Below are 17645 nucleotides of genomic sequence, written 5' to 3'. Positions count from 1 at the left end.
CCCTTGTACATGCCGCCCGGAATAATCGCCTTGGCGTAGTAGTCGTTTTCGCCGACCAGTGCATCCACCTCAGCACCTTCCACCGGCACCATGACCGCGTCACAGGAGGTGGTGGCTTCCTTGATGGAGCCATTGGGGTGACCCACGGTGAAGATGATGGCATCGACCTTGTTGTCACACAGTGCCTGTGACTGCTCGGACGACTTCAGCTCAGAGGCAAGCATGAAATCATCCAGCGTCCAGCCCTTGCGTTCCATCAGCACTTCCATGGTGCCGCGCTGACCGGAGCCCGGGTTGCCGACATTGACCCGCTTGCCCTTGAGGTCATCAAACACCTTGATGCCGGAATCACTACGGGCAACCACGGTGAAGGGTTCAGGGTGTACGGAGAATACCGCGCGCAGGTCCGGGTTGGGGCCCTGCTCTGCGAACTTGTCGGTACCGTGGTAGGCGTGATACTGCATGTCGGACTGGGCCACACCCATGTCCTGGCCGCCTTCACGAATGGCATTCAGGTTCGCGACGGAGCCGCCGGTCGAGGGTGCCGTGCACTTGATACCATGTTCTTCAGCGCCGCGGTTCACCAGGCGGCAGATCGACTGACCCACGACATAGTACACGCCCGTCTGACCGCCGGTGCCGATAGTGACATAGGTCGGATCGGCCGCTGACACGCTCTGCGCCGCGCCCGACAGCATGACCCCCGCGGCCAGTACCGATGCAGTAAAGGCGGTTTTAAGTTTCATCATGTTTTTTCCTTCCCTTTTTAACTTATCCTGCGAGTTCTTTGCAGCACGCCACTGACACTCAAAGGACAGTTGTAATGATGTCTCGAAACGCACGGCATTCGCGCCCAGTGCCCAGCCTCTCAGATTGGGCGATACAATCTATAAAATCAATCAGTTAAGGTTAAAATACCTCGACAATAATGAGATTGCACAGAATTTTCTGTCTGTTTGGTCATGCTCAGCCACGCGATTCCAGTGTTACAGCATAGGCCCAGATTTGACAGTACGCATAAAAACGCACAAAGGGATACTGACGGACTACAGAATCAGGCGGGCAAATAAATGCAAAACAACAGAAAAAGCGCGCTGCTAGAATCCGCAATGCATCGCCGACTACGAAGGGTGACCTGAGTGCTTACGGGCACTATGGAGAAAGGTTACAACAGCCTGAACCGCATCCCCCAGGTCACCGCGCATCCAGAGATCGGCAAGCGCCTGTTCGAAAACATCAATCCAGTCGATTAGCTCAGAGCTGCCTGCGCCCTGGGCAAAACACTGTGCATGCTGTAACAGAATATACTGCTGAGCCCCCAGCAGTCTTTTTTCATACAGCAACGCTGCTGCACAGCGCAGCTGCCGCACCGTGGTGCAGCGAACATCGATATCCAGCAGGTCAAGTGCCTGTTTGGCAGAGCCATTGAAATTACTCAGGCGCAAGCCACCACCCGCCAGCAACAGCGGGTCAACGCCCGAGACAGGGACTTGCGAGTCGCGCAGCGGAGTTACGCCAGTAAGGTTAAACGCAGCATTAAACAGATGTTGCAAATAGGGGTACAGCTGCCCCTGGGCAATGGCATTGGCCCGGGTCTGAGCACCCTCCTGCTCCAGCCGGAGCGCACTGTGGGCCAGCGCATAAGGCCTGGCACGGGCAGTGAGCAATTCCAGCCGTGCTGCATGAACGGCCAGCCATTCAAGCATGGGATCCTGAGCAAGCCACACCTGCCCCAGAAACAGATCAGATAGCTCAAACCGGTTCCACCCCAGCTGCACGCCGCCCACCGGAAAACGCAGTTCGATCAACGCCGCGATATCAAAACGCCCCAACTCGTCTAGAACCAGCTGAGCGCCCTCAAGAAAATCATCGTAATCCGCTCTGCAATCCTCCAGCGCCTGAGCGGGATCACGCAATACCGAGGCATAGTGGGCCACCGGCCAGCGCGCGAGCAAAGTATTTTCGAGCCGTGACAGCCTGCCACTTTCGCGATCTGCCGCGAGCTCCGCGACCAGTTCCGGCGAGATGGCCGCCTGCTGCAGCATGTGCCCAAAGCCACGATCCAGCCCGCCACCCTTTGCTGGCGCGACCTTTGAGCGCGACGAATCGGCCCTGTCTAACGGGCGACGATCAGGCTGCATCTTGCATCTCCACTTTCAGCTCCATCCTTAGCTATGCACTACATGGGCGGGCGGGCACTGTCATCCGCCTTGAACGGACAACTGTGCGGCCAACGCGAGCAGGTCAGGCACCTCGATATCCGGAGCGCCTCCCCAGGGATCATACAATGCAGTCTCGGATCTTTTCACCCAGACCGCATTCAGGCCGGCATTGCGCGCCCCAATCAGATCCCAGGCATTGCCGGATACCAGCCAGCAATCGTGATGACGCGATCCTGAACGCGCCACCAGGTAATTATATACCGCAGGATCGGGCTTGAATGTTTTTATCTCGTCAACACTCACCAGGTCATCCAGCAGGTCGAGCACGCCGGCATGCCCCAGCAGGGCTTCAAGATCAGAAACCGGGCCGTTCGAAAACGCAACGCATCGGATGCCCTGATGTCGCAGGGACTGCAGGGCCGGCACTACGTCAGCAAAAGGCTCAAGCGCCTGATAACACTGTAGCAGCCATTGGCGATCCGCATCCTCCAGCGACACAGAGGAAGCTTCAAGGGCAAACGTCAGCGCATCGGCGGTACAGCGACCGAAGTCCGCATACTGACGCATCAGACCACGCCTGAATGCATACTCCAGCTGCTTGGCACGCCACAAACTGGCAATCTCCGCTGCAGACTCACCCACCAGATGACGCAAGGCCTCACTGATGCGCAGCGGATCGACCAAAGTGCCATACACATCAAATGCCAGTGTTTTCATTGACTGACCTCTTTCGCGTCATGCATTGTTTTTCCCCGAGTAGCCGTCTGATGCTACATCATCTTGGCACAGCCGCCCTATTCCTGAACAATTTCATCGCCTGTCACGCTATATCTTGCCACGGCATTCTCCCGTATTACCTGAGCTGATATCCTTGCGCCATGGAATTATCACGCATCAACCTGAACCTGCTGACAGCACTGCACCAGCTTCTGCGCCATCGCAGCGTAAGCCAGGCAGCGCGCGCCCTGTTTGTGACCCAGCCTGCAATGAGTCGCAACCTGGCCCAGTTACGCACACTGCTGGGCGACCCCCTGCTGATCCGGGTTGGCAACAACATGCAACTGACCCCCAGGGCCGAAGTGCTGTCGGCACAGATTGCGCCGCTGCTGCTAAACATTGAAAGCCTGTTGATGCCGGATCACTTCGATCCAACGCTGTTCCAGGGGCGTTTCAACATCGCCATAACGGACTACACCAGCGAACATATACTGCCGGCACTGGTCGAGGACCTGTGTCGCACCGCGCCCGGGTTGCAATTGCATTTTCACCTCTGGGAACCCGCCATGATTACGGACCTGCGCGAAGGGCGCATGGACCTGGCCGCCTGCATTCTGGATGAGGTGCCAGATGACATTCACGGCCGCCAGGTGGGCGCGGACAGTTACAGCTGCCTGTTGCGACCCCAGCATCCGCTTCTGGCACACGGCGGGCCCGACCTCGACCAGTACACCTGTGCAGACCATATCAGCATCAGCGGGGGCGGCGACAAAAACCGCGCGCTGGACAACGCCCTCGCCAAACTGGGTCACCTTAGGCGCGTGCGCATTACAGTCCCCTTCTTCCACTCGGCGCTCGCCTTTTGCGCCAGCAGTGACTGTATTCTGACCCTGCCCACCCATATGGCGGAAAACCTCAGGGAACGACACGCGCTGACACTGCGCCCGCTGCCCTTTGAGGTCGAGCAGGTGCGTTATTCATTGATCTGGCACCAGCGCCAGCAACATGATGCAGCACATCGTTTTGTCCGCGAACGCTTTTATGAGGCGCTTGAAAACTCCCGTTTTTCAAGGCCCTCGCCACGTCATAACCAAGGGTAATACCCCGTATCAGCAATGGGGATTGGCGAGATCGATCCACCACCCCCTACACTGGGCGTCCAGATCAACGACCCCAGGGATCGATACGATGTTCGAATGGCTATTGTTTGCCGGCATTACTCTGCTCGGAGCCATGATACCGGGCGCAAACATGGCCATCGTGCTACGCAATACACTGGGGCACGGCCGCAAGGCCGGATTTGTCACCGCCGCGGGCCTTGCCACAGCGCTGCTGATACACGCATCCCTGTCTTTGGTAGGCATTGCCACCCTGATAAGCCAGTCACCGGCCCTGTATGCCAGCATACGCTGGCTCGGCAGCGCCTATTTACTGTATATGGGTGTCGTTTACCTGCTGAGCAGCGTTAAATCCCGGAATGCAGACACAGCCAACAGCCCGGCGGCCAGCCAGCACAGCTTCTTCGCAGGGCTGATGATCAGCCTGTTCAACCCCAAGGTGCTGCTGTTCTTTATGGCCATGTTTTCCCAGGTGCTGCAGCAAGATCACAACTGGCCGGCGCTGCTGCTATACGGACTCACTCCGGTGACGATTGAGCTTGCCTGGCTGAGCCTGGTGGTAGTACTACTGACACGGCCGACGATACAGCAGGCACTGACACGTACCCGGCACCGAATTGAAGGGACGATTGGCGTGGCCTTAATGGCACTGGGGATCAAGGTTGGGCTGGGCTAATCGGGCCCAGTCACAAGATCCAGGACGAAGGGCGAAGGGCAATAAAAACGCCCCTGCACCGCAATGATAAAGCGGTACCGGGGCGTATTTTACATCGTTCGAGCCCTGCTAAACCCGGCAGGGCTGGCTACACCGGTGCATCGGCCAGCGCGGCCACGCGGCGCATCTCCCGCTCCTGCAGCTTTTTCAGCACGCGCGATACCGCCACAAAACCGAAACTGGCCGTAACACAGACCGAAGCCCCGAAGCCGCCATCACAGTCCAGTCGAGTACTGCCCTCGCTGAGGGTCTTCTGCTGGCAGACGCTGCCATCGGGCTGCGGGTAAACCAGCTGTTCGGTCGAGTAGACACAATCAATGCCAAATTTTTTCGACGTACTGAAACCATAATGGCGTCGTAACCAGGAGCGCACCTTGGCCGCCAGTGGATCCTGGCTGGTACGACTCAGATCAGCGATATCGATACGGGTCGGATCCACCTGCCCACCGGCGCCACCAATCGTAATCATTGGAATCTTGCGCCTTTTGCAATGCGCAATCAGGGCTGATTTCTCACGCAGACTATCAATGGCATCCACCACGTAATCAAACTCGCCGGTAATCAGTTCGGCAATGTTTTCCGTGGTTATGAATTCCTCGATCTGCGCCACCACCGCTTCGGGATTGATCGCATGCACCCGCTCGGCCATCGCCTCAACCTTGGAGCGACCGATATTCCCACTCAGGGCATGGATCTGGCGGTTGGTATTTGTAACACAGATATCATCCAGATCAATGAGGGTGATACGACCGACCGCTGTACGCGCCAGCGCTTCAACCACCCAGGAACCGACCCCCCCAATGCCCACCACGCAGACATGGCTGCGGCGATAAAGCTCGACCGCATCAACGCCGTACAACCGGCGGCTGCCGCCAAAGCGATTTTCAAATTCGTTCGACACCGTTCACCCAGCCCCGCTACTCAGAAATCTTCGTCCGTCAGCTCAGTCAGCACCGGCTGCCCGCAGCCCGAGCACTTGCCCTCGATAAACAGCACACCCTTGAGTTCGTACTCTATCACCGAGTGCATGCCGAGGTTCGCCTGCTGACAGTTGTCGCACCAGGTCTGAGTCAGAAATGCCTGTTGCTCGTCTTCATCACGGGCACTGAAATCCCGCATTATTCGCTCGTCTAGCATTGTTGCTTCTCACCAGAGTTTTAATGTCAGAATTAGCTATAGCACTTAACGATTAATCAGGCGGACAAACAGATTCCCGACCGATTTGTCCGCCACCCACATGCTCAATAACCCAAAAGAGAGGGCGCAAGTGCGTGAAGGTGTTGCGCCAGGGGCATCTGCAGGCAACAGCAACTCAACGGAAAAAGAATGATGCAGAAAAGCCCGCGCAGGGGCAAGAGATCAGACGCAGAGCGGGCCAGTGTTACCAGCCCATCTCCTGCTTGATAAACGGAATGGTAATCTTGCGCTTGGCACTCAGCGAGGCCTGATCAAGCCGGTCGAGCAAACCAAAGAGGTCACCCATGTCGCGACTGGCATGATGAATCAGATAGCGCACCACTTCACTGGAGAGCTGAAAGCCACGCGCCTGGGCGCGTAACTGCAAGGCGCGCTCCTTGTCCTCATCCGGCAGGGCATGCAGTTGAAAAACCATGCCCCAGCTCAGACGCGAGGCCAGGTCCGGCAAGTTAATGCCCAACTGGCGCGGCGCGCTGTTGGCCGCCACCACCAGACGGTTATTCTGCGCCCGAATGCGGTTAAAGAAGTGAAACAGCCCCTCTTCCCACTGTCGATTGCCGACCACCAGCTGCACGTTATCGATGCAGACCAGATCGAGATGCTCCATGCCATCCAGAATGCCGGGCCCCAGATGCAGTAATTCCTGCAACGGCAGATAGACCGCCGTACGCCTTGCCGGCTCACTGGCGTGACAGGCGGCCTGCAGCAAATGGGTACAGCCTACACCCGGCGTTCCCCAGAGATAGAGCAGCAGCTCGCCTTCACCTTCGGCGGCCTGCTGCAGCATTGCGCGAACCAGGCCATTGGCACCGGTCAGATAATTCTCAAAACGCGCATCATCCCGCAGCGATACGCCGAGCGGGAGTTGGAAAGGTGCCGTATTATTCATCCGCTTCTGTATTCAGCAATTCCACTTCGGCAACCTGCGCCGACCCATACAGCGTGCTGCTCTTGTAGCCCTGGTGTAGATGCCGTAACAGCACCATGATAACCGCCGCAACCGGCAACGCCAGCAATACGCCGACAAATCCAAACAGCTGCCCGCCAACCATAATCGCAAAGATCACGGCCACAGGATGCAGTCCTATCCGGTCGCCTACCAGCAATGGTGTCAGCACCATGCCTTCCAGCGCCTGCCCGATTGCAAACACCGCGCCTACCCAGATCAGCACCATGGGATCCTGGAACTGTATAAAGGCTGCGATACCGGCAACAAGGATACCAATAATGAAACCCATGTACGGCACGATACTGGCGAGGCCGGCCAGCATACCAATCAACAGCGCAATATCAAGCCCTACCAGCCACAGACCCGTGGCATAAATGATACCCAGCGCCAACATGACCAGCAGTTGCCCCTTTATAAAGGCTCCCAGTACCTCGTCGCATTCCATCGCCCAGAGGGCGACCTTGGGCTCCAGGTAGCGCGGCAGCAGCATGCGAATGCGCGCCATCATAAGATCCCAGTCCCGTAACAGATAAAAGAGTACGACCGGGATCAACACCAGATTGGCTATCCAGGCCAGCACTGCCAGACCCGAACGGGTAATGCCGCCCGCCAGTTGCGCCATCAGATTGCCGGTCTGCTGCCAGTTGCCCGCCAACATGGATTTCAGGGTCCCCAGATCGACACTGCCCATATCTGTGCCCAGGGTCGACTCTAGCAGCGGTACGACACGCTGCTCGAACAGGTCAATGATCATGGGCACCCGTTCCAGCAATACTTGTACCTGGCGTCCCAGTTGCGGCAACAGCAATAGCACCGTTAGCACCATCAGGGCCGTCATGAACACGAACACCGTCACGACCGCGCCCGTACGACCAAACTTTGCCTCCTCCAGCCGGTCAGCCACGGGATCAAACAGGTAGGCCAGCAGAGCGCCGACCAGAAAAGGCGCCAGAATCGGCGCCAGCACATAGATCAGCGCTCCCAGCACCAGGGTAACTATCAGTAAAAACCAGCGTTGCGACTCTGTCATTCTGCGCCTTCCCTGTTATCAGTTCTGCCAGCGATACTGCAGCAGGCCCGTATCTTTTACGCCAGCCGCATCCAGGCGGCCGACCGGTTCCAGACGATTGTCCAGCCGTAGCGTTTGTTCCAGCTGCTCAACGCTGGTATCCAGCTGCAGGCGCAGGTACAGCCGCCCGGGTGATATACGCTCAGGAAAAACCGCCGTAACCCCTTCGCTCTGACGCAAACGCTCAACCAGCATCAGATAATCGGCCTGGCCACTGACGCCTTCCACCTGCAGCACCAGCCCGGCCGGACGATAATCCACCGGCGCCGCCACAAAGCCTGTCAGCAGGCTGTCTGCGACTGCATCGATGACCTGGGTCATTTGCTCGTCCAGCTCACCTGCCAGCGCAAAGCGCTGTGTCTCCCACCGCGTACCTTCCAGCTCAAATTCACTGAACCAGAAGCCACCTTCAGACCATACCCGGCCGGCCAGCACCGCATCGGGCGAATAACGCTGCGAAGCGCGGCGCACGGCGTCCGGCGCGGACTGCCACAGCTGCTCGGGCGACAGCTGCTGGAAGTCCTGCAAGTCCAGCAAGGGCAGCTGCAGCGCCAGACCACGACGTTTCGCCTGCGCCATCAGGGCCTGCATGGCCGGGTGATCGGCGGCCATATAATCCTCGGCGGAACCGGCCTGCTTCTGCACCAGCCACAATAGCAGCGCGGGCCGTTGCTGCCCGAGGCCGCGAATACCGACATCCTGCAACAATGCATCGAGCTGCGCCTGATCATAACTCAACTGCAACCAGTGCTCGCCTTCAGCCGACGTGCGATAGGTGTATTCTCGCATCAACTCCTGCGCCTGGAGCAGTACCGAGCCATACCCTGTCTGAGTGACCACGTCCCTGCTGCCACTGAGCTTGATCATTACCTGCGCCAGGCCGTCGGTAACCTGCCCTGCAGCGGGCGGCACACCGGCACTGGAAACTTTGATTTCTGCGCTGTAAAGACCCGACACCGTGACCGCTCCCGCAGCGACAGCCCACAACAACGCGACACAGGCCAAAGCCTGACGCAAGCACCTGATAAACATGAGGTATTCCCAGCAGCGACAAATCCGCCAAACAGCGAGGTAAAAAACGTTTAAACTCTAACACACAATAGCCGCCTCACGCGCAACCTGATAGAATGCCGCCTTCATTTTTTGCCGCCAACCCCGTTGCTGAAAGGTTATCTGATTCATGTCTACCGGTTCCGACAAAACATCACTGAGCTACAAAGACGCCGGTGTCGATATCGACGCGGGTAACGCCCTGGTTGAACGCATCAAGGGTGTCGCCAAACGCACCGCGCGCCCAGAAGTCATGGGCGGACTGGGCGGCTTCGGCGCCCTGTGCGAAATTCCGGCCGGGTATAAACAGCCTGTCCTCGTTTCTGGAACCGACGGGGTCGGCACCAAACTGCGCCTGGCCATGGACCTGAAGAAACACGACACCATCGGTATCGATCTGGTCGCCATGTGCGTCAACGACCTGGTTGTCGCCGGCGCAGAGCCGCTGTTTTTCCTCGACTACTACGCCACCGGCAAGCTGAACGTTGAGACTGCCGCCGACGTTGTCACCGGCATTGGCCGTGGCTGTGAACTGGCCGGCGCCGCACTGGTGGGTGGCGAAACCGCCGAAATGCCCGGCATGTACGAAGGCGAAGACTACGACCTGGCCGGTTTCTGCGTGGGTGTGGTCGAAAAGGCCGACATTATCGACGGCAGCCGCGTGCAGGCCGGCGACAGCCTGATTGCACTGGGTGCCTCAGGCCCCCACTCCAACGGTTACTCCCTGATCCGCAAGATCCTCGAAGTCAGCGACGCCGACCTCAACCAGCCCATGGGCGATGTAACTCTGGCCGACGCCCTGATGGCGCCGACCCGCATCTACGTCAAGTCCGTACTGCAGCTGATCAAGGACAGCCAGGTCAACGCCCTGTCCCACATCACCGGCGGCGGCCTGCTTGAAAACATTCCCCGTGTACTGCCCAAATCCAGCAAGGCCGTGATCAACACTGCCTCCTGGGAACTGCCGCCCGTGTTCCAGTGGCTGCAGGCCAATGGCAACGTCGATGCGCGTGAAATGTACCGCACCTTCAACTGCGGCGTCGGTATGGTCATTGCCGTGCCCGCAGCCGAAACCGACAACGCCCTGGCGCTCATGAGTGCTGCCGGCGAGCAGGCCTGGGTCATTGGTCAGATCGAAGCGGCCCAGGATGGCGAGGAGCAGGTCGAACTGCGCAACGCGGAGGCCTGAGCGTGACAAAGAAGCGGATTGTAGTACTGCTTTCAGGCAGCGGCAGTAATCTGCAAGCGCTCATTGATGCGACCCAGGCGGGTCGCATCAAGGGTCGTATCGTCGCCGTGATCAGCAACAAGCCCGGTGTCAAGGGCCTGGAGCGCGCGCGCGACGCCGGTATCGATGCACTGCTGCTCGACCATACCCGGTATGCCTCCCGTGAAGCGTTTGACATCGCACTGCAGGAACTTATCGACCAGCAGGAGCCTGATCTGATCGTGCTGGCGGGGTTCATGCGGATTCTCACCGCAGATTTCGTGCGCCACTACCTGGGCCGGATGTTCAACATCCACCCATCCCTGCTGCCCAAGTACAAGGGGCTGCACACCCATCAGCGGGCAATTGAGGCGGGTGACAGCGAACATGGCTGCACCGTGCACTTCGTGACACCCGAACTCGACGGCGGGCCCCTGATCGTTCAGGCGGTGGTGCCCATCGACCCGGGCACCAGTGAAGAACAGTTGCAGCAGCAGGTGCAAATACGCGAACACCACATCTACCCGTTGGCGGTCGAGTGGTTCTGCGAAGGGCGCCTTGCACTGGGGGAAACCGGCGTGACGCTGGATGGCGTTCAGTTGCCGGCAAGCGGACAGAGGGTATAAATTCAGCGCTTAAGCAACGACCCGGTGCACGATCCCGATCAGGCGCCGGGAGAATGCGATGCCCCGACCCAAGGCCTCTGCACTGCGCAATCCATACGGAGTTTCAATGATGTACCGCCGGATAAAACAGATCCTGTGCTGCACCCTGCTGCTGGCAAGCAGTATCAGCGCCCAGGCCCTGAGCCCTCCCACTGAGCTGAAACCCTTTCGCGCTCTGTATGAGTCCCAACTCGATGTAGGGGTTGAGCTTGCACTCGACGCCGTGCGCGAGCTACGCAAGGACGCCAACGGCCACTGGATACTGACCAGCACCGCCGAAGCGGTTATTGCAGGCATCGAGGAAAGCAGTCGCTTTACCCTGAATGACCTGCAGGTGATCCCGCAGCAATACCAGTACCACCGCCAGGTATTCGGCAAGCGTCGCGACGCCGTTCTCGATTTCGACTGGCCCAATTCCCGCGTGACCAACAATGTCGAAGACAAGCCCTGGCACATGGACATTCCCGCCGGCACTCTGGACAAGCTGGGCTACCAGATGCAGATTCGCCTCGACCTTCCCGGCGGACAGACAAAACTCAGCTACCCGGTCGCCGATGGCGGCAGCCTCAAGCAGTATGATTTTGAAGTACTGGGCACCGAATCCGTTGAAACCCCGGCGGGCACCTTCAAGGCCATCAAGGTACAGCGTGACCGCGGCGACGATGCCAAACGGGAAACCTACATCTGGTTTGCACCGGAACTGGATTACATGATCGTCAAGCTTTACCAGATCGAAAGCGACGGCAAGAAAGCACAATTGCTACTGAAGAAGGTAGAGTCTCCATGACCCCCAACGACTACAGCGACAGCCTCCACGACTACCTGCTGGCACAGGAGCAGACCACCGACGACAACGACCGTCTGTTTTACTGCAGTTACCTGCTGGGCCATCTGAGCCTGGCCGCAGCCGCCGAGCCCGAATCTGCACAGCAGCTGCAAAGCCACGTCAGTGACAGTCTGGACAGCGCCTTTGCCGTCGACCGGCTGACCGATACGGACAAGACCGGCATCCAGGCACTTTGGCAGGAAACACTGAGCGTCGCTGCCTGATCGCCTCCCCTCGCGGCATCTAACAGACGCCGCACGTGCAGGAATTCGCCACGGGGCACCGATAGCGCCCCGGCTACAGCGCCCCGACTTCATAATAGAAGGTGAAAAAGCAGCGCCCCCGGCGGTCGCTACCGCCAGAAATATGCCCCAGGGGGGCATCGGCATAACGCTGCAACACCTCGCGCAATGCGTCTGGATCGCAGTTCAACCGTTCGGCGATCAGCGCCAGTTGTGAGGCCGCATCGGCCAGGCGCCGGTTACAGGGGTAAAGCTTTATATCATACGAGTGACGCCCCCCCCTGTCGCGTCATCGACCTCCAGATACACCAACGAACCATCCGCGACCGTTTCACTCGCCCACTCCACCAGCGCGACCACCTGTTCACTCAGTTGCCCCTGACAGGCACTGAGGCGTTCGATGATGCTGCGGTGTCGCAACTTCGGGTGGCAGATATAGCGCTCCTGCACCATCTCCCGGGGTCGCCCGGCGGGCCACTTGAACCCCAGGTTGAGCAGCGCAGGACCGGTCTCGCCACGGCCGAGCCGCTCAACTAGTCGATCCCAGTACTCGAGATAGACCTTGCACAGAGTCCGGTCGCCGTCCTGCTCCAGCGCAAACTGCACCTCGCTGCCCCCCCCCCCCCCCCGGAAAATGCTGTCGAAAAAGCGCAAGGCCCGTCGCATCCATGCCAAATTCGGCCAGCAGCTCAAGAAAGGCCGCCAAGGGCAGCTCCGAGACAGGAATACCGAGCAGAAAGCGCTCGGTGAGCAGCTCACCGTCGCGCATCTTGCACGAGCGCTCGCCCACGGGATTCAAGCCACGCCCACGTAACGCGGCCAGGAGCCGATCACCGGCGCCAGCACGGCCGCGCTGCTGCAGGCTTCGACAACCAGGTCGCCGTCGCTTTCATCGACCGTAACCCGCAGCTGTCCAGATAGGCCTCGGTCAGGCCCAGAATCTCGCTGTAGACGAAAGCGCCGACCGCGGTGATATTGCTGCTGCCGAACAGCAGCGAACTCGCATTGCCGAAGACACCGCCACTACTGCCGCCCCGGCTCAGCGCCCGTACCTTGACGAGCCCGGTATCGCCGCCCCTCAGCCCGCCCAGCCAGCCACTGAACCATGCGCCGTCGACAAGGATGAACCTGTCATCGCCCTCGCCGCCCTGTAGATGCTCGATACCAGAGAAATCAATGCCCTGGACAGAACCTGCATCCAGAGCACTGAGGGCCCAGTCGACCTGAGGCCCCACAACACTCAGGCCGTCCTTGTCCTTGCTGGATTCGTCGAGGATGGTGACAGAGAGTTCGGCAGTTTCGTCCAGCCCCGTCAGGTCAACGGTAAAATGATCGGACTGTCTGAGCCTGTGATGGTGCAGCTGCTGGTCTGGGCCAGTTCCTGGCTGCTGATGATCGTCTCGCCGCCCTGTGCTGCCGTATCGGCCAACACTATCTGTACATGCTGTACCTGGTCGACAACCTGTAACCTGAGCGTTAAGTCACTCGCGGTCAACGCGGTAAAGGACAGGTCTGCAGACAGCAGCAATCGAGGCTCAAGTGGCTCGAACAGCACTCGGCGGGGCTGTGGTGCAGGTCTGGGCTTTCGCCTGGGCCTGTATGCGCTTGCAGCCCTGAAGCCCTGAAGCCCTGAAGCCCTGGTACATTTTGCGCATTAGTGCGCCGATCTGTGGGAAAGCCTTTTCCGCTGCAGGGCTGTGCTCCCTGCCATGGAACGGGAAAGCCATGATATTCCCCCTGTTGCATTCGTCTGCGCCGAATCGCCTTGCGCAAATTACTGCCGGCCCAATGTATGGGTTACTGCCTTCGCAATTGATCGATGCGGACCGCACTAGGCGTTACCGCGGGGCTCCACGTCCGCCAGCGATACGTTTTGCTCCCTGGCCATGGACTTCGCCACGCGCTCCATCATGTCGGCAAAATGGGTCATCGAAAACAGGTGCATGTAAATCAGCTCCAGGGCCCCGGTTCGCGCCAACTCAGACAAGGTGTCAGGGGGCAGCGCGTTGAGTTTTTCCCGGCTGACCGATTGAAATCCAGTGAGCGAGAGCTGCTTGCCGGACTTCAGTTTTATCTGCGCCTGCATCGGTTCCAGCAACTCAAGCTCCACCAGCTTGTCGCACAACAACCGCGTGCGGTTGTACTCGGCCTGGTACTCCTTGAGAAAATTCAGCACCCCGTTAAGGTATTCGCTGCGCTCGCCATCCTCGGCAAAAGTCGATTGCCGCGCGCTTCCTGATTCACACCCGCGCAGTCCTCGTCGATACAGAGCGCAAAGGTCTTTCCACTGTGTGCGCTGGAGGACACACACGGATAACGCCTGACAAAGGCCGGAATGTAACGGGACGTCCAGCGGCCCTCCTCATCGACGTACAGGTTGGAGTCGTTCTGGATACCCAGGACAGCGGCCGGCATTACCCTCTTGTCGTCACCGGCGAAAATGACCGCGTACTCCCCGGCTGCCTTGGCAAATTCCACCGCCATCAGAGGCACAGCCGGGAAATACCTGCCTGCGCATAAGCCAAACTGCGCACGCTGTTTACGCCATTCGACAAGACACGGGTTGTAACGGCGTCCCGATCAGGTGTCAGATGGTACACAGGGAATACCCTGGAACCTTTGGCCCGGATCCTGGCGGTAAAACAGCACGAGCTGTGCATAGACGTCCGGGTATGCGGCGTTGAGCACCTGTGGAATCTCGTAGAATGCCTCGCTCATAACCGCGAAGCATTCGGCAGGGTTTTCGGTCGCGTACGCGTCAATCGGCAGCGTTTCGCCGCGCGCGGCACGTGTGCACAAATCCTCGAACGCAGCCTCGAACGCAGCCGCCCAGGCAGCGACCGACATTCCCGAATGCAACGGCGGCAAGCCATTTGCCGACCCGTTCAGCATATCCAGCTTGTGGGCGAATTCATGAATAACCAGATTGGTGCCATCGTTGGCGTTTTCCGCCAGCACATCATCCGCCGACAGGATAACGGGGCCGCGCTCCCAGGCCTCGCCGGACAGCCCCGCCACCACTGAGTGCACGACCCCCGCTTCGTCCGCGAATTCATGGCGCACAATGAAGCCGGACGGATAGACCAGCACCGTCTGGACGTCGCGGTAGCTGTCGAGCCCCAACTCCAGTATCGGCAGGCAGGCCTGGGCCGCGATGCGCAGGCGCATCTCGTCGCTCACGATTACGCCCTGAACACTATGGATCGCCTTCTCGTACAGGAAAAGCCACGCCAGCTCGCCCAGCCGGCGCCGCTCAGCCCGGTTCAGACCCGACATCACCGGCAGCGCCGCCAGCGTGTTGCGCCACTGCGCCCCGGGCAGCCCGCCCGTTCTCAGCAGCCGCCTGCGCCACCAGTCCCTCAGACTCCACATCGATTGCGCCACCTTTTGTTCACAGGGCACCTGCACTGTACGAATTTCCAACGAAACCGGCCGATCCCGTTACAGCGCTGACTCAGCGCATAAAGTCGGTCGGCTTCTCGATCTCGCAGATTGCCTCACGAATACTGTCCAGGCGCTGCTCCAGCACCGCCTGGGCATCGTAAAGCCCCCGGTTGTAAAAGTAAGTCCCGATCTCTGTTGCAAAGAAATCAAGCAGAAACTCGGCGTCGAACTGACCGATGTCCTGCTCCAGCTCGGCGTGAAAATAGCGCTGAATCTTGCGCACGATCAGCGCCTTCTCTTCTTTTGAAAACTCAACACTCGCCATGGCATCCCCACTCAGAGTCCGTAATCCCACACGATGCGCGCATGCGCACCCGCCGCTGGACAGAGTATAAAGACTGGACATCCCTGCGGTCATGGCCCATGACCCCGGCGGCACGAAAAGGTTAAGATGACCCCACCGTTAACCCACCAAGGATCAGCACGATGTACGTGGCCATGAACCGCTTCAGAATTGCCCCGGGCAAGGAAGACGCCTTTATAGAGATCTGGAAGAATCGCGACAGCCATCTGGAAGGCGTGCCCGGATTTCGCAGTTTTAACCTGCTGCAGGGGCCGAGCAACGATGAATGCACGCTGTTTGCCTCCCATAGCCTGTGGGATTCCGAGGAGGCGTTCAGAGACTGGACCCGCTCCGAGGCCTTTCGCAAGGCCCACGCCAATGCCAAACCGGCCACGGATATTTACCTGGGGCCGCCCCAGTTCGAGGGTTTCAGCGCGGTATTATAAGGCGCAGCAGTGATAAGCAGTGAGCGGCGAGCAACAGGGGGCGCCGTTCGCTGCGCTCAAGGCCGCGTACAGGCAAAATCATGCCACTGAGGTGGGTGTTAAAGCGAAGTACAGTAGTTATCTGCGCAATCAGCCAGCAACGTGCAAATGCTTGCCTTGCACAGTGCAGCGAGAAAACAGCGATTTACAGAATCTTTGAAGTGGTGGAGCCTGGGGGGATCGAACCCCCGACCTCGACGCTGCCAGCGTCGCGCTCTCCCAGCTGAGCTAAGGCCCCCTTCAGAAGACGAGCGGTATAGTAAAGTCCGGCCTGCGTACTGTCAAGCAACATTTCCGGAATAATTTAAAAAAAGTCCTTTAATATTCAACTGGTTAAAGAATACCCATATTTGTCGCCAGCCGTTCTGATCCGTAACCTACTCAGCCCCCGGCAGGAACATCCAGCATGGGCCGCAGTCATCACCTCGTTAAGCTGATCGCCCCTACCAGCGACACGCTCATGGGCTGGCGGCGCCCCTTTGAGCGAGCCGCAAGCGCGGGACGCCTGGCAGCGCTTCGACTACTTGAATGTCAGTGGTGCTTTGACGCCACGATCCACCTCAAGGCTAAAGATATCGGGACGGCCGTAATGCCCCGCCACATCCAGGGATTTGCGGGCCTCGCGAGCAGCAGCTGGATCGATCTGCGCATACAGAATGCCTTTTTCTCGGTGCAGCGGACCGGCCACGACACCCCCAAAGGGCTTGATAACCACGGCATCCCCAGGATTGATCCACTCCTCGGCGCTATACAGCACGTCCCGATCGGGGAAGGATTCCGGAATGTCACTGGCCTGCATGGCGGTTGCAGTACCGAGTACCCAGCAGCCGCCCTCGCGGGCGATATGATTCAGCGTCGCCAGCCAGGTATCACCACTGTCCCAGGTCGGGGCCATATAAATGTCGATGTTCTGCGCATAGAGTGCGAAACGGGCAAGTGGCATGTAGTTTTCCCAGCAGATCAGGCAGCCAATACGTCCCAGGGGCGTTTCAACCACATTCAGGCCGGACCCGTCGCCGGCGCCCCAAACCATGCGTTCCGGATTGGTGGGCATGAGCTTTCTGTGCCGGTTAAGAATCTTTCCATCAGGGCCAATCACCACCACCGTATTGAACAGCGTGGAGCCACTGTATCGGCTATCCAGTTCGTTTAGCCCCATCACCAGCACGATATTGTGCCGTGCCGCCGCTTCGCACAGGCCGTCAAGATCGCCGGCCTCGAGGTCGACTGCGTTGGCAACAAGCTGGGCATGGAGGCGATTTCCCAGTGCCATGTCACCGCCGGGCCGCAACCGCCATATCCAGGTCGGATAACCCGGTAGATAGGCCTCGGGGAACAGTACAAGTTCAGCCCCCTGCACTGCCGCTTCCTCAATGCTTTCCAGAGCGCGTTCCAGTGTCGCTTTGAGGTCCAGCAGTACCGGAGGCTTCTGAATGATGGCAGCCTTTATACTCATAGTGATGATTCCGTCAGGTAAGAGAGTCTATTGAGACTAGCCCACCACGGACACCAGTCC

The 17645-nt window shown here is 58.9% G+C and carries 22 protein-coding genes, 1 tRNA gene and 1 pseudogene; 8 read left to right on the top strand and 16 right to left on the bottom strand.

All coding sequences use genetic code 11. The features are described from left to right. The 3 genes from F451_RS0121540 to F451_RS0121530 all read right to left on the bottom strand — a co-directional run. The coding region (locus F451_RS0121540; protein ID WP_026291960.1) for a TAXI family TRAP transporter solute-binding subunit at positions 1-746 on the bottom strand (746 nt) is incomplete at its 3' end. Between the two features lie 375 nt (positions 747-1121). Beyond that, entirely contained in the window at positions 1122-2141 is a 1020-nt protein-coding gene (locus F451_RS0121535) for a hypothetical protein (RefSeq protein ID WP_156826589.1), read from the bottom strand. 60 nt (positions 2142-2201) lie between these two features. Continuing rightward, on the bottom strand, positions 2202-2879 hold the full coding sequence (locus F451_RS0121530) for a haloacid dehalogenase type II (RefSeq protein WP_020683490.1): 678 nt from the start codon (positions 2877-2879) through the stop codon (positions 2202-2204). Between the two features lie 161 nt (positions 2880-3040). Here F451_RS0121530 and F451_RS0121525 point away from each other — a divergent pair, with 161 nt between their 5' ends. Both F451_RS0121525 and F451_RS0121520 read left to right on the top strand, forming a co-directional pair. Then, positions 3041-3979, top strand: a complete 939-nt coding sequence (locus F451_RS0121525; RefSeq protein ID WP_020683489.1) for a LysR family transcriptional regulator — start codon at positions 3041-3043, stop codon at positions 3977-3979. Between the two features lie 88 nt (positions 3980-4067). Next, the gene (locus F451_RS0121520) at positions 4068-4673 is read left to right on the top strand and encodes a LysE family transporter (protein WP_020683488.1); all 606 of its coding nucleotides are present in this window, start codon (positions 4068-4070) and stop codon (positions 4671-4673) included. Positions 4674-4800: 127 nt separating this feature from the next. Here F451_RS0121520 and tcdA read toward each other — a convergent pair whose 3' ends face one another. The 5 genes from tcdA to F451_RS0121495 all read right to left on the bottom strand — a co-directional run bounded on the left by tcdA (position 4801) and on the right by F451_RS0121495 (position 8959). Next, positions 4801-5613, bottom strand: coding sequence for a tRNA cyclic N6-threonylcarbamoyladenosine(37) synthase TcdA (gene tcdA, locus F451_RS26245; protein ID WP_020683487.1), 813 nt, complete (start codon positions 5611-5613; stop codon positions 4801-4803). Between the two features lie 20 nt (positions 5614-5633). Further along, complete coding sequence (locus tag F451_RS0121510) at positions 5634-5849, bottom strand: hypothetical protein (RefSeq protein WP_026291959.1); 216 nt, start codon at positions 5847-5849, stop codon at positions 5634-5636. Positions 5850-6093: 244 nt separating this feature from the next. Further along, the gene (gene hda / locus F451_RS0121505) at positions 6094-6798 is read right to left on the bottom strand and encodes a DnaA regulatory inactivator Hda (RefSeq protein ID WP_020683485.1); all 705 of its coding nucleotides are present in this window, start codon (positions 6796-6798) and stop codon (positions 6094-6096) included. Continuing rightward, on the bottom strand, positions 6791-7888 hold the full coding sequence (locus F451_RS26240) for an AI-2E family transporter (protein ID WP_020683484.1): 1098 nt from the start codon (positions 7886-7888) through the stop codon (positions 6791-6793). Before F451_RS26240 ends, hda begins: the two co-directional genes overlap by 8 nt. Before the next feature lie 18 nt (positions 7889-7906). After that, a complete protein-coding gene (locus F451_RS0121495) occupies positions 7907-8959 on the bottom strand; it encodes a DUF2066 domain-containing protein (protein ID WP_020683483.1) in 1053 nt (350 codons plus the stop codon). Between the two features lie 148 nt (positions 8960-9107). Here F451_RS0121495 and purM point away from each other — a divergent pair, with 148 nt between their 5' ends. From purM to F451_RS0121475, 4 genes are read left to right on the top strand one after another with little or no spacing between them, the layout of a single operon-like run. Further along, positions 9108-10166 carry a phosphoribosylformylglycinamidine cyclo-ligase gene (gene purM / locus F451_RS0121490; protein WP_020683482.1) on the top strand — a complete coding sequence of 353 codons (1059 nt, stop codon included), beginning with the start codon at positions 9108-9110 and terminating at the stop codon, positions 10164-10166. Between the two features lie 2 nt (positions 10167-10168). Further along, positions 10169-10810: a phosphoribosylglycinamide formyltransferase gene (gene purN / locus F451_RS0121485; RefSeq protein WP_020683481.1), complete on the top strand. Its 642-nt coding sequence runs from the start codon at positions 10169-10171 to the stop codon at positions 10808-10810. 58 nt (positions 10811-10868) lie between these two features. Further along, a complete protein-coding gene (locus tag F451_RS0121480) occupies positions 10869-11636 on the top strand; it encodes a DUF3108 domain-containing protein (protein WP_156826587.1) in 768 nt (255 codons plus the stop codon). Beyond that, a complete protein-coding gene (locus tag F451_RS0121475; protein WP_020683479.1) occupies positions 11633-11899 on the top strand; it encodes a YfcL family protein in 267 nt (88 codons plus the stop codon). The genes F451_RS0121480 and F451_RS0121475 overlap by 4 nt, the downstream gene beginning before the upstream one ends. A gap of 273 nt (positions 11900-12172) precedes the next feature. Here the strand turns inward: F451_RS0121475 and F451_RS0121470 are convergent, their stop codons facing one another. Continuing rightward, positions 12173-12523: a hypothetical protein gene (locus tag F451_RS0121470; RefSeq protein ID WP_020683477.1), complete on the bottom strand. Its 351-nt coding sequence runs from the start codon at positions 12521-12523 to the stop codon at positions 12173-12175. A 28-nt stretch (positions 12524-12551) separates the two neighbouring features. Here F451_RS0121470 and F451_RS28130 point away from each other — a divergent pair, with 28 nt between their 5' ends. Further along, complete coding sequence (locus tag F451_RS28130; protein WP_020683476.1) at positions 12552-12731, top strand: hypothetical protein; 180 nt, start codon at positions 12552-12554, stop codon at positions 12729-12731. A 16-nt stretch (positions 12732-12747) separates the two neighbouring features. On the opposite strand, the gene F451_RS0121460 is transcribed toward F451_RS28130, so the two are convergent. The 5 genes and pseudogenes from F451_RS0121460 to F451_RS0121435 form a co-directional block, all read right to left on the bottom strand. Further along, positions 12748-13152 (bottom strand): hypothetical protein, encoded by a 405-nt coding sequence (locus F451_RS0121460; protein WP_020683475.1) that lies wholly within the window; start codon positions 13150-13152, stop codon positions 12748-12750. Between the two features lie 77 nt (positions 13153-13229). Next, complete coding sequence (locus F451_RS28875) at positions 13230-13472, bottom strand: LEPR-XLL domain-containing protein (RefSeq protein WP_083928513.1); 243 nt, start codon at positions 13470-13472, stop codon at positions 13230-13232. 276 nt (positions 13473-13748) lie between these two features. Next, positions 13749-14401, bottom strand: a pseudogene (locus tag F451_RS28525) (SapC family protein). Between the two features lie 96 nt (positions 14402-14497). Next, positions 14498-15289 (bottom strand): M90 family metallopeptidase, encoded by a 792-nt coding sequence (locus tag F451_RS0121440; RefSeq protein ID WP_020683472.1) that lies wholly within the window; start codon positions 15287-15289, stop codon positions 14498-14500. An 82-nt stretch (positions 15290-15371) separates the two neighbouring features. Beyond that, the gene (locus F451_RS0121435) at positions 15372-15626 is read right to left on the bottom strand and encodes a DUF2164 domain-containing protein (protein WP_020683471.1); all 255 of its coding nucleotides are present in this window, start codon (positions 15624-15626) and stop codon (positions 15372-15374) included. Positions 15627-15787: 161 nt separating this feature from the next. Between F451_RS0121435 and hmuQ the strand changes: the two genes are divergently transcribed. Further along, positions 15788-16090, top strand: a complete 303-nt coding sequence (hmuQ, locus tag F451_RS0121430) for a heme-degrading protein HmuQ (protein WP_020683470.1) — start codon at positions 15788-15790, stop codon at positions 16088-16090. Between the two features lie 201 nt (positions 16091-16291). Here hmuQ and F451_RS0121425 read toward each other — a convergent pair. Beyond that, positions 16292-16367 (bottom strand) — tRNA-Ala (locus tag F451_RS0121425). Between the two features lie 282 nt (positions 16368-16649). Further along, the gene (locus F451_RS0121420) at positions 16650-17585 is read right to left on the bottom strand and encodes a carbon-nitrogen hydrolase family protein (RefSeq protein WP_020683469.1); all 936 of its coding nucleotides are present in this window, start codon (positions 17583-17585) and stop codon (positions 16650-16652) included. Between the last annotated feature and the right edge of the window lie 60 nt (positions 17586-17645).

It is taken from the genome of Marinobacterium rhizophilum DSM 18822, assembly GCF_000378045.1.
Classification (GTDB): Bacteria; Pseudomonadota; Gammaproteobacteria; order Pseudomonadales; family Balneatricaceae; genus Marinobacterium_A; species Marinobacterium_A rhizophilum.
The sequence above is the reverse complement of the archived record's forward strand: the minus strand, read 5'-3'. Positions and strand labels throughout refer to the sequence as shown.

Excerpts from the sequence above, each read along its gene's own strand:
- hda (WP_020683485.1), bottom strand. The coding sequence starts at position 6,798 with ATGAATAATACGGCACCTTTCCAACTCCCGCTCGGCGTATCGCTGCGG.
- F451_RS0121535 (WP_156826589.1), bottom strand. The coding sequence starts at position 2,141 with ATGCAGCCTGATCGTCGCCCGTTAGACAGGGCCGATTCGTCGCGCTCA.
- F451_RS0121510 (WP_026291959.1), bottom strand. The coding sequence starts at position 5,849 with ATGCTAGACGAGCGAATAATGCGGGATTTCAGTGCCCGTGATGAAGAC.
- F451_RS0121435 (WP_020683471.1), bottom strand. The coding sequence starts at position 15,626 with ATGGCGAGTGTTGAGTTTTCAAAAGAAGAGAAGGCGCTGATCGTGCGC.
- F451_RS0121530 (WP_020683490.1), bottom strand. The coding sequence starts at position 2,879 with ATGAAAACACTGGCATTTGATGTGTATGGCACTTTGGTCGATCCGCTG.
- F451_RS0121475 (WP_020683479.1), top strand. The coding sequence starts at position 11,633 with ATGACCCCCAACGACTACAGCGACAGCCTCCACGACTACCTGCTGGCA.
- F451_RS0121495 (WP_020683483.1), bottom strand. The coding sequence starts at position 8,959 with ATGTTTATCAGGTGCTTGCGTCAGGCTTTGGCCTGTGTCGCGTTGTTG.
- purM (WP_020683482.1), top strand. The coding sequence starts at position 9,108 with ATGTCTACCGGTTCCGACAAAACATCACTGAGCTACAAAGACGCCGGT.
- F451_RS0121525 (WP_020683489.1), top strand. The coding sequence starts at position 3,041 with ATGGAATTATCACGCATCAACCTGAACCTGCTGACAGCACTGCACCAG.
- F451_RS26240 (WP_020683484.1), bottom strand. The coding sequence starts at position 7,888 with ATGACAGAGTCGCAACGCTGGTTTTTACTGATAGTTACCCTGGTGCTG.
- hmuQ (WP_020683470.1), top strand. The coding sequence starts at position 15,788 with ATGTACGTGGCCATGAACCGCTTCAGAATTGCCCCGGGCAAGGAAGAC.
- F451_RS28130 (WP_020683476.1), top strand. The coding sequence starts at position 12,552 with ATGCTGTCGAAAAAGCGCAAGGCCCGTCGCATCCATGCCAAATTCGGC.
- F451_RS0121420 (WP_020683469.1), bottom strand. The coding sequence starts at position 17,585 with ATGAGTATAAAGGCTGCCATCATTCAGAAGCCTCCGGTACTGCTGGAC.
- F451_RS0121480 (WP_156826587.1), top strand. The coding sequence starts at position 10,869 with ATGCCCCGACCCAAGGCCTCTGCACTGCGCAATCCATACGGAGTTTCA.
- F451_RS0121520 (WP_020683488.1), top strand. The coding sequence starts at position 4,068 with ATGTTCGAATGGCTATTGTTTGCCGGCATTACTCTGCTCGGAGCCATG.
- F451_RS0121440 (WP_020683472.1), bottom strand. The coding sequence starts at position 15,289 with ATGTGGAGTCTGAGGGACTGGTGGCGCAGGCGGCTGCTGAGAACGGGC.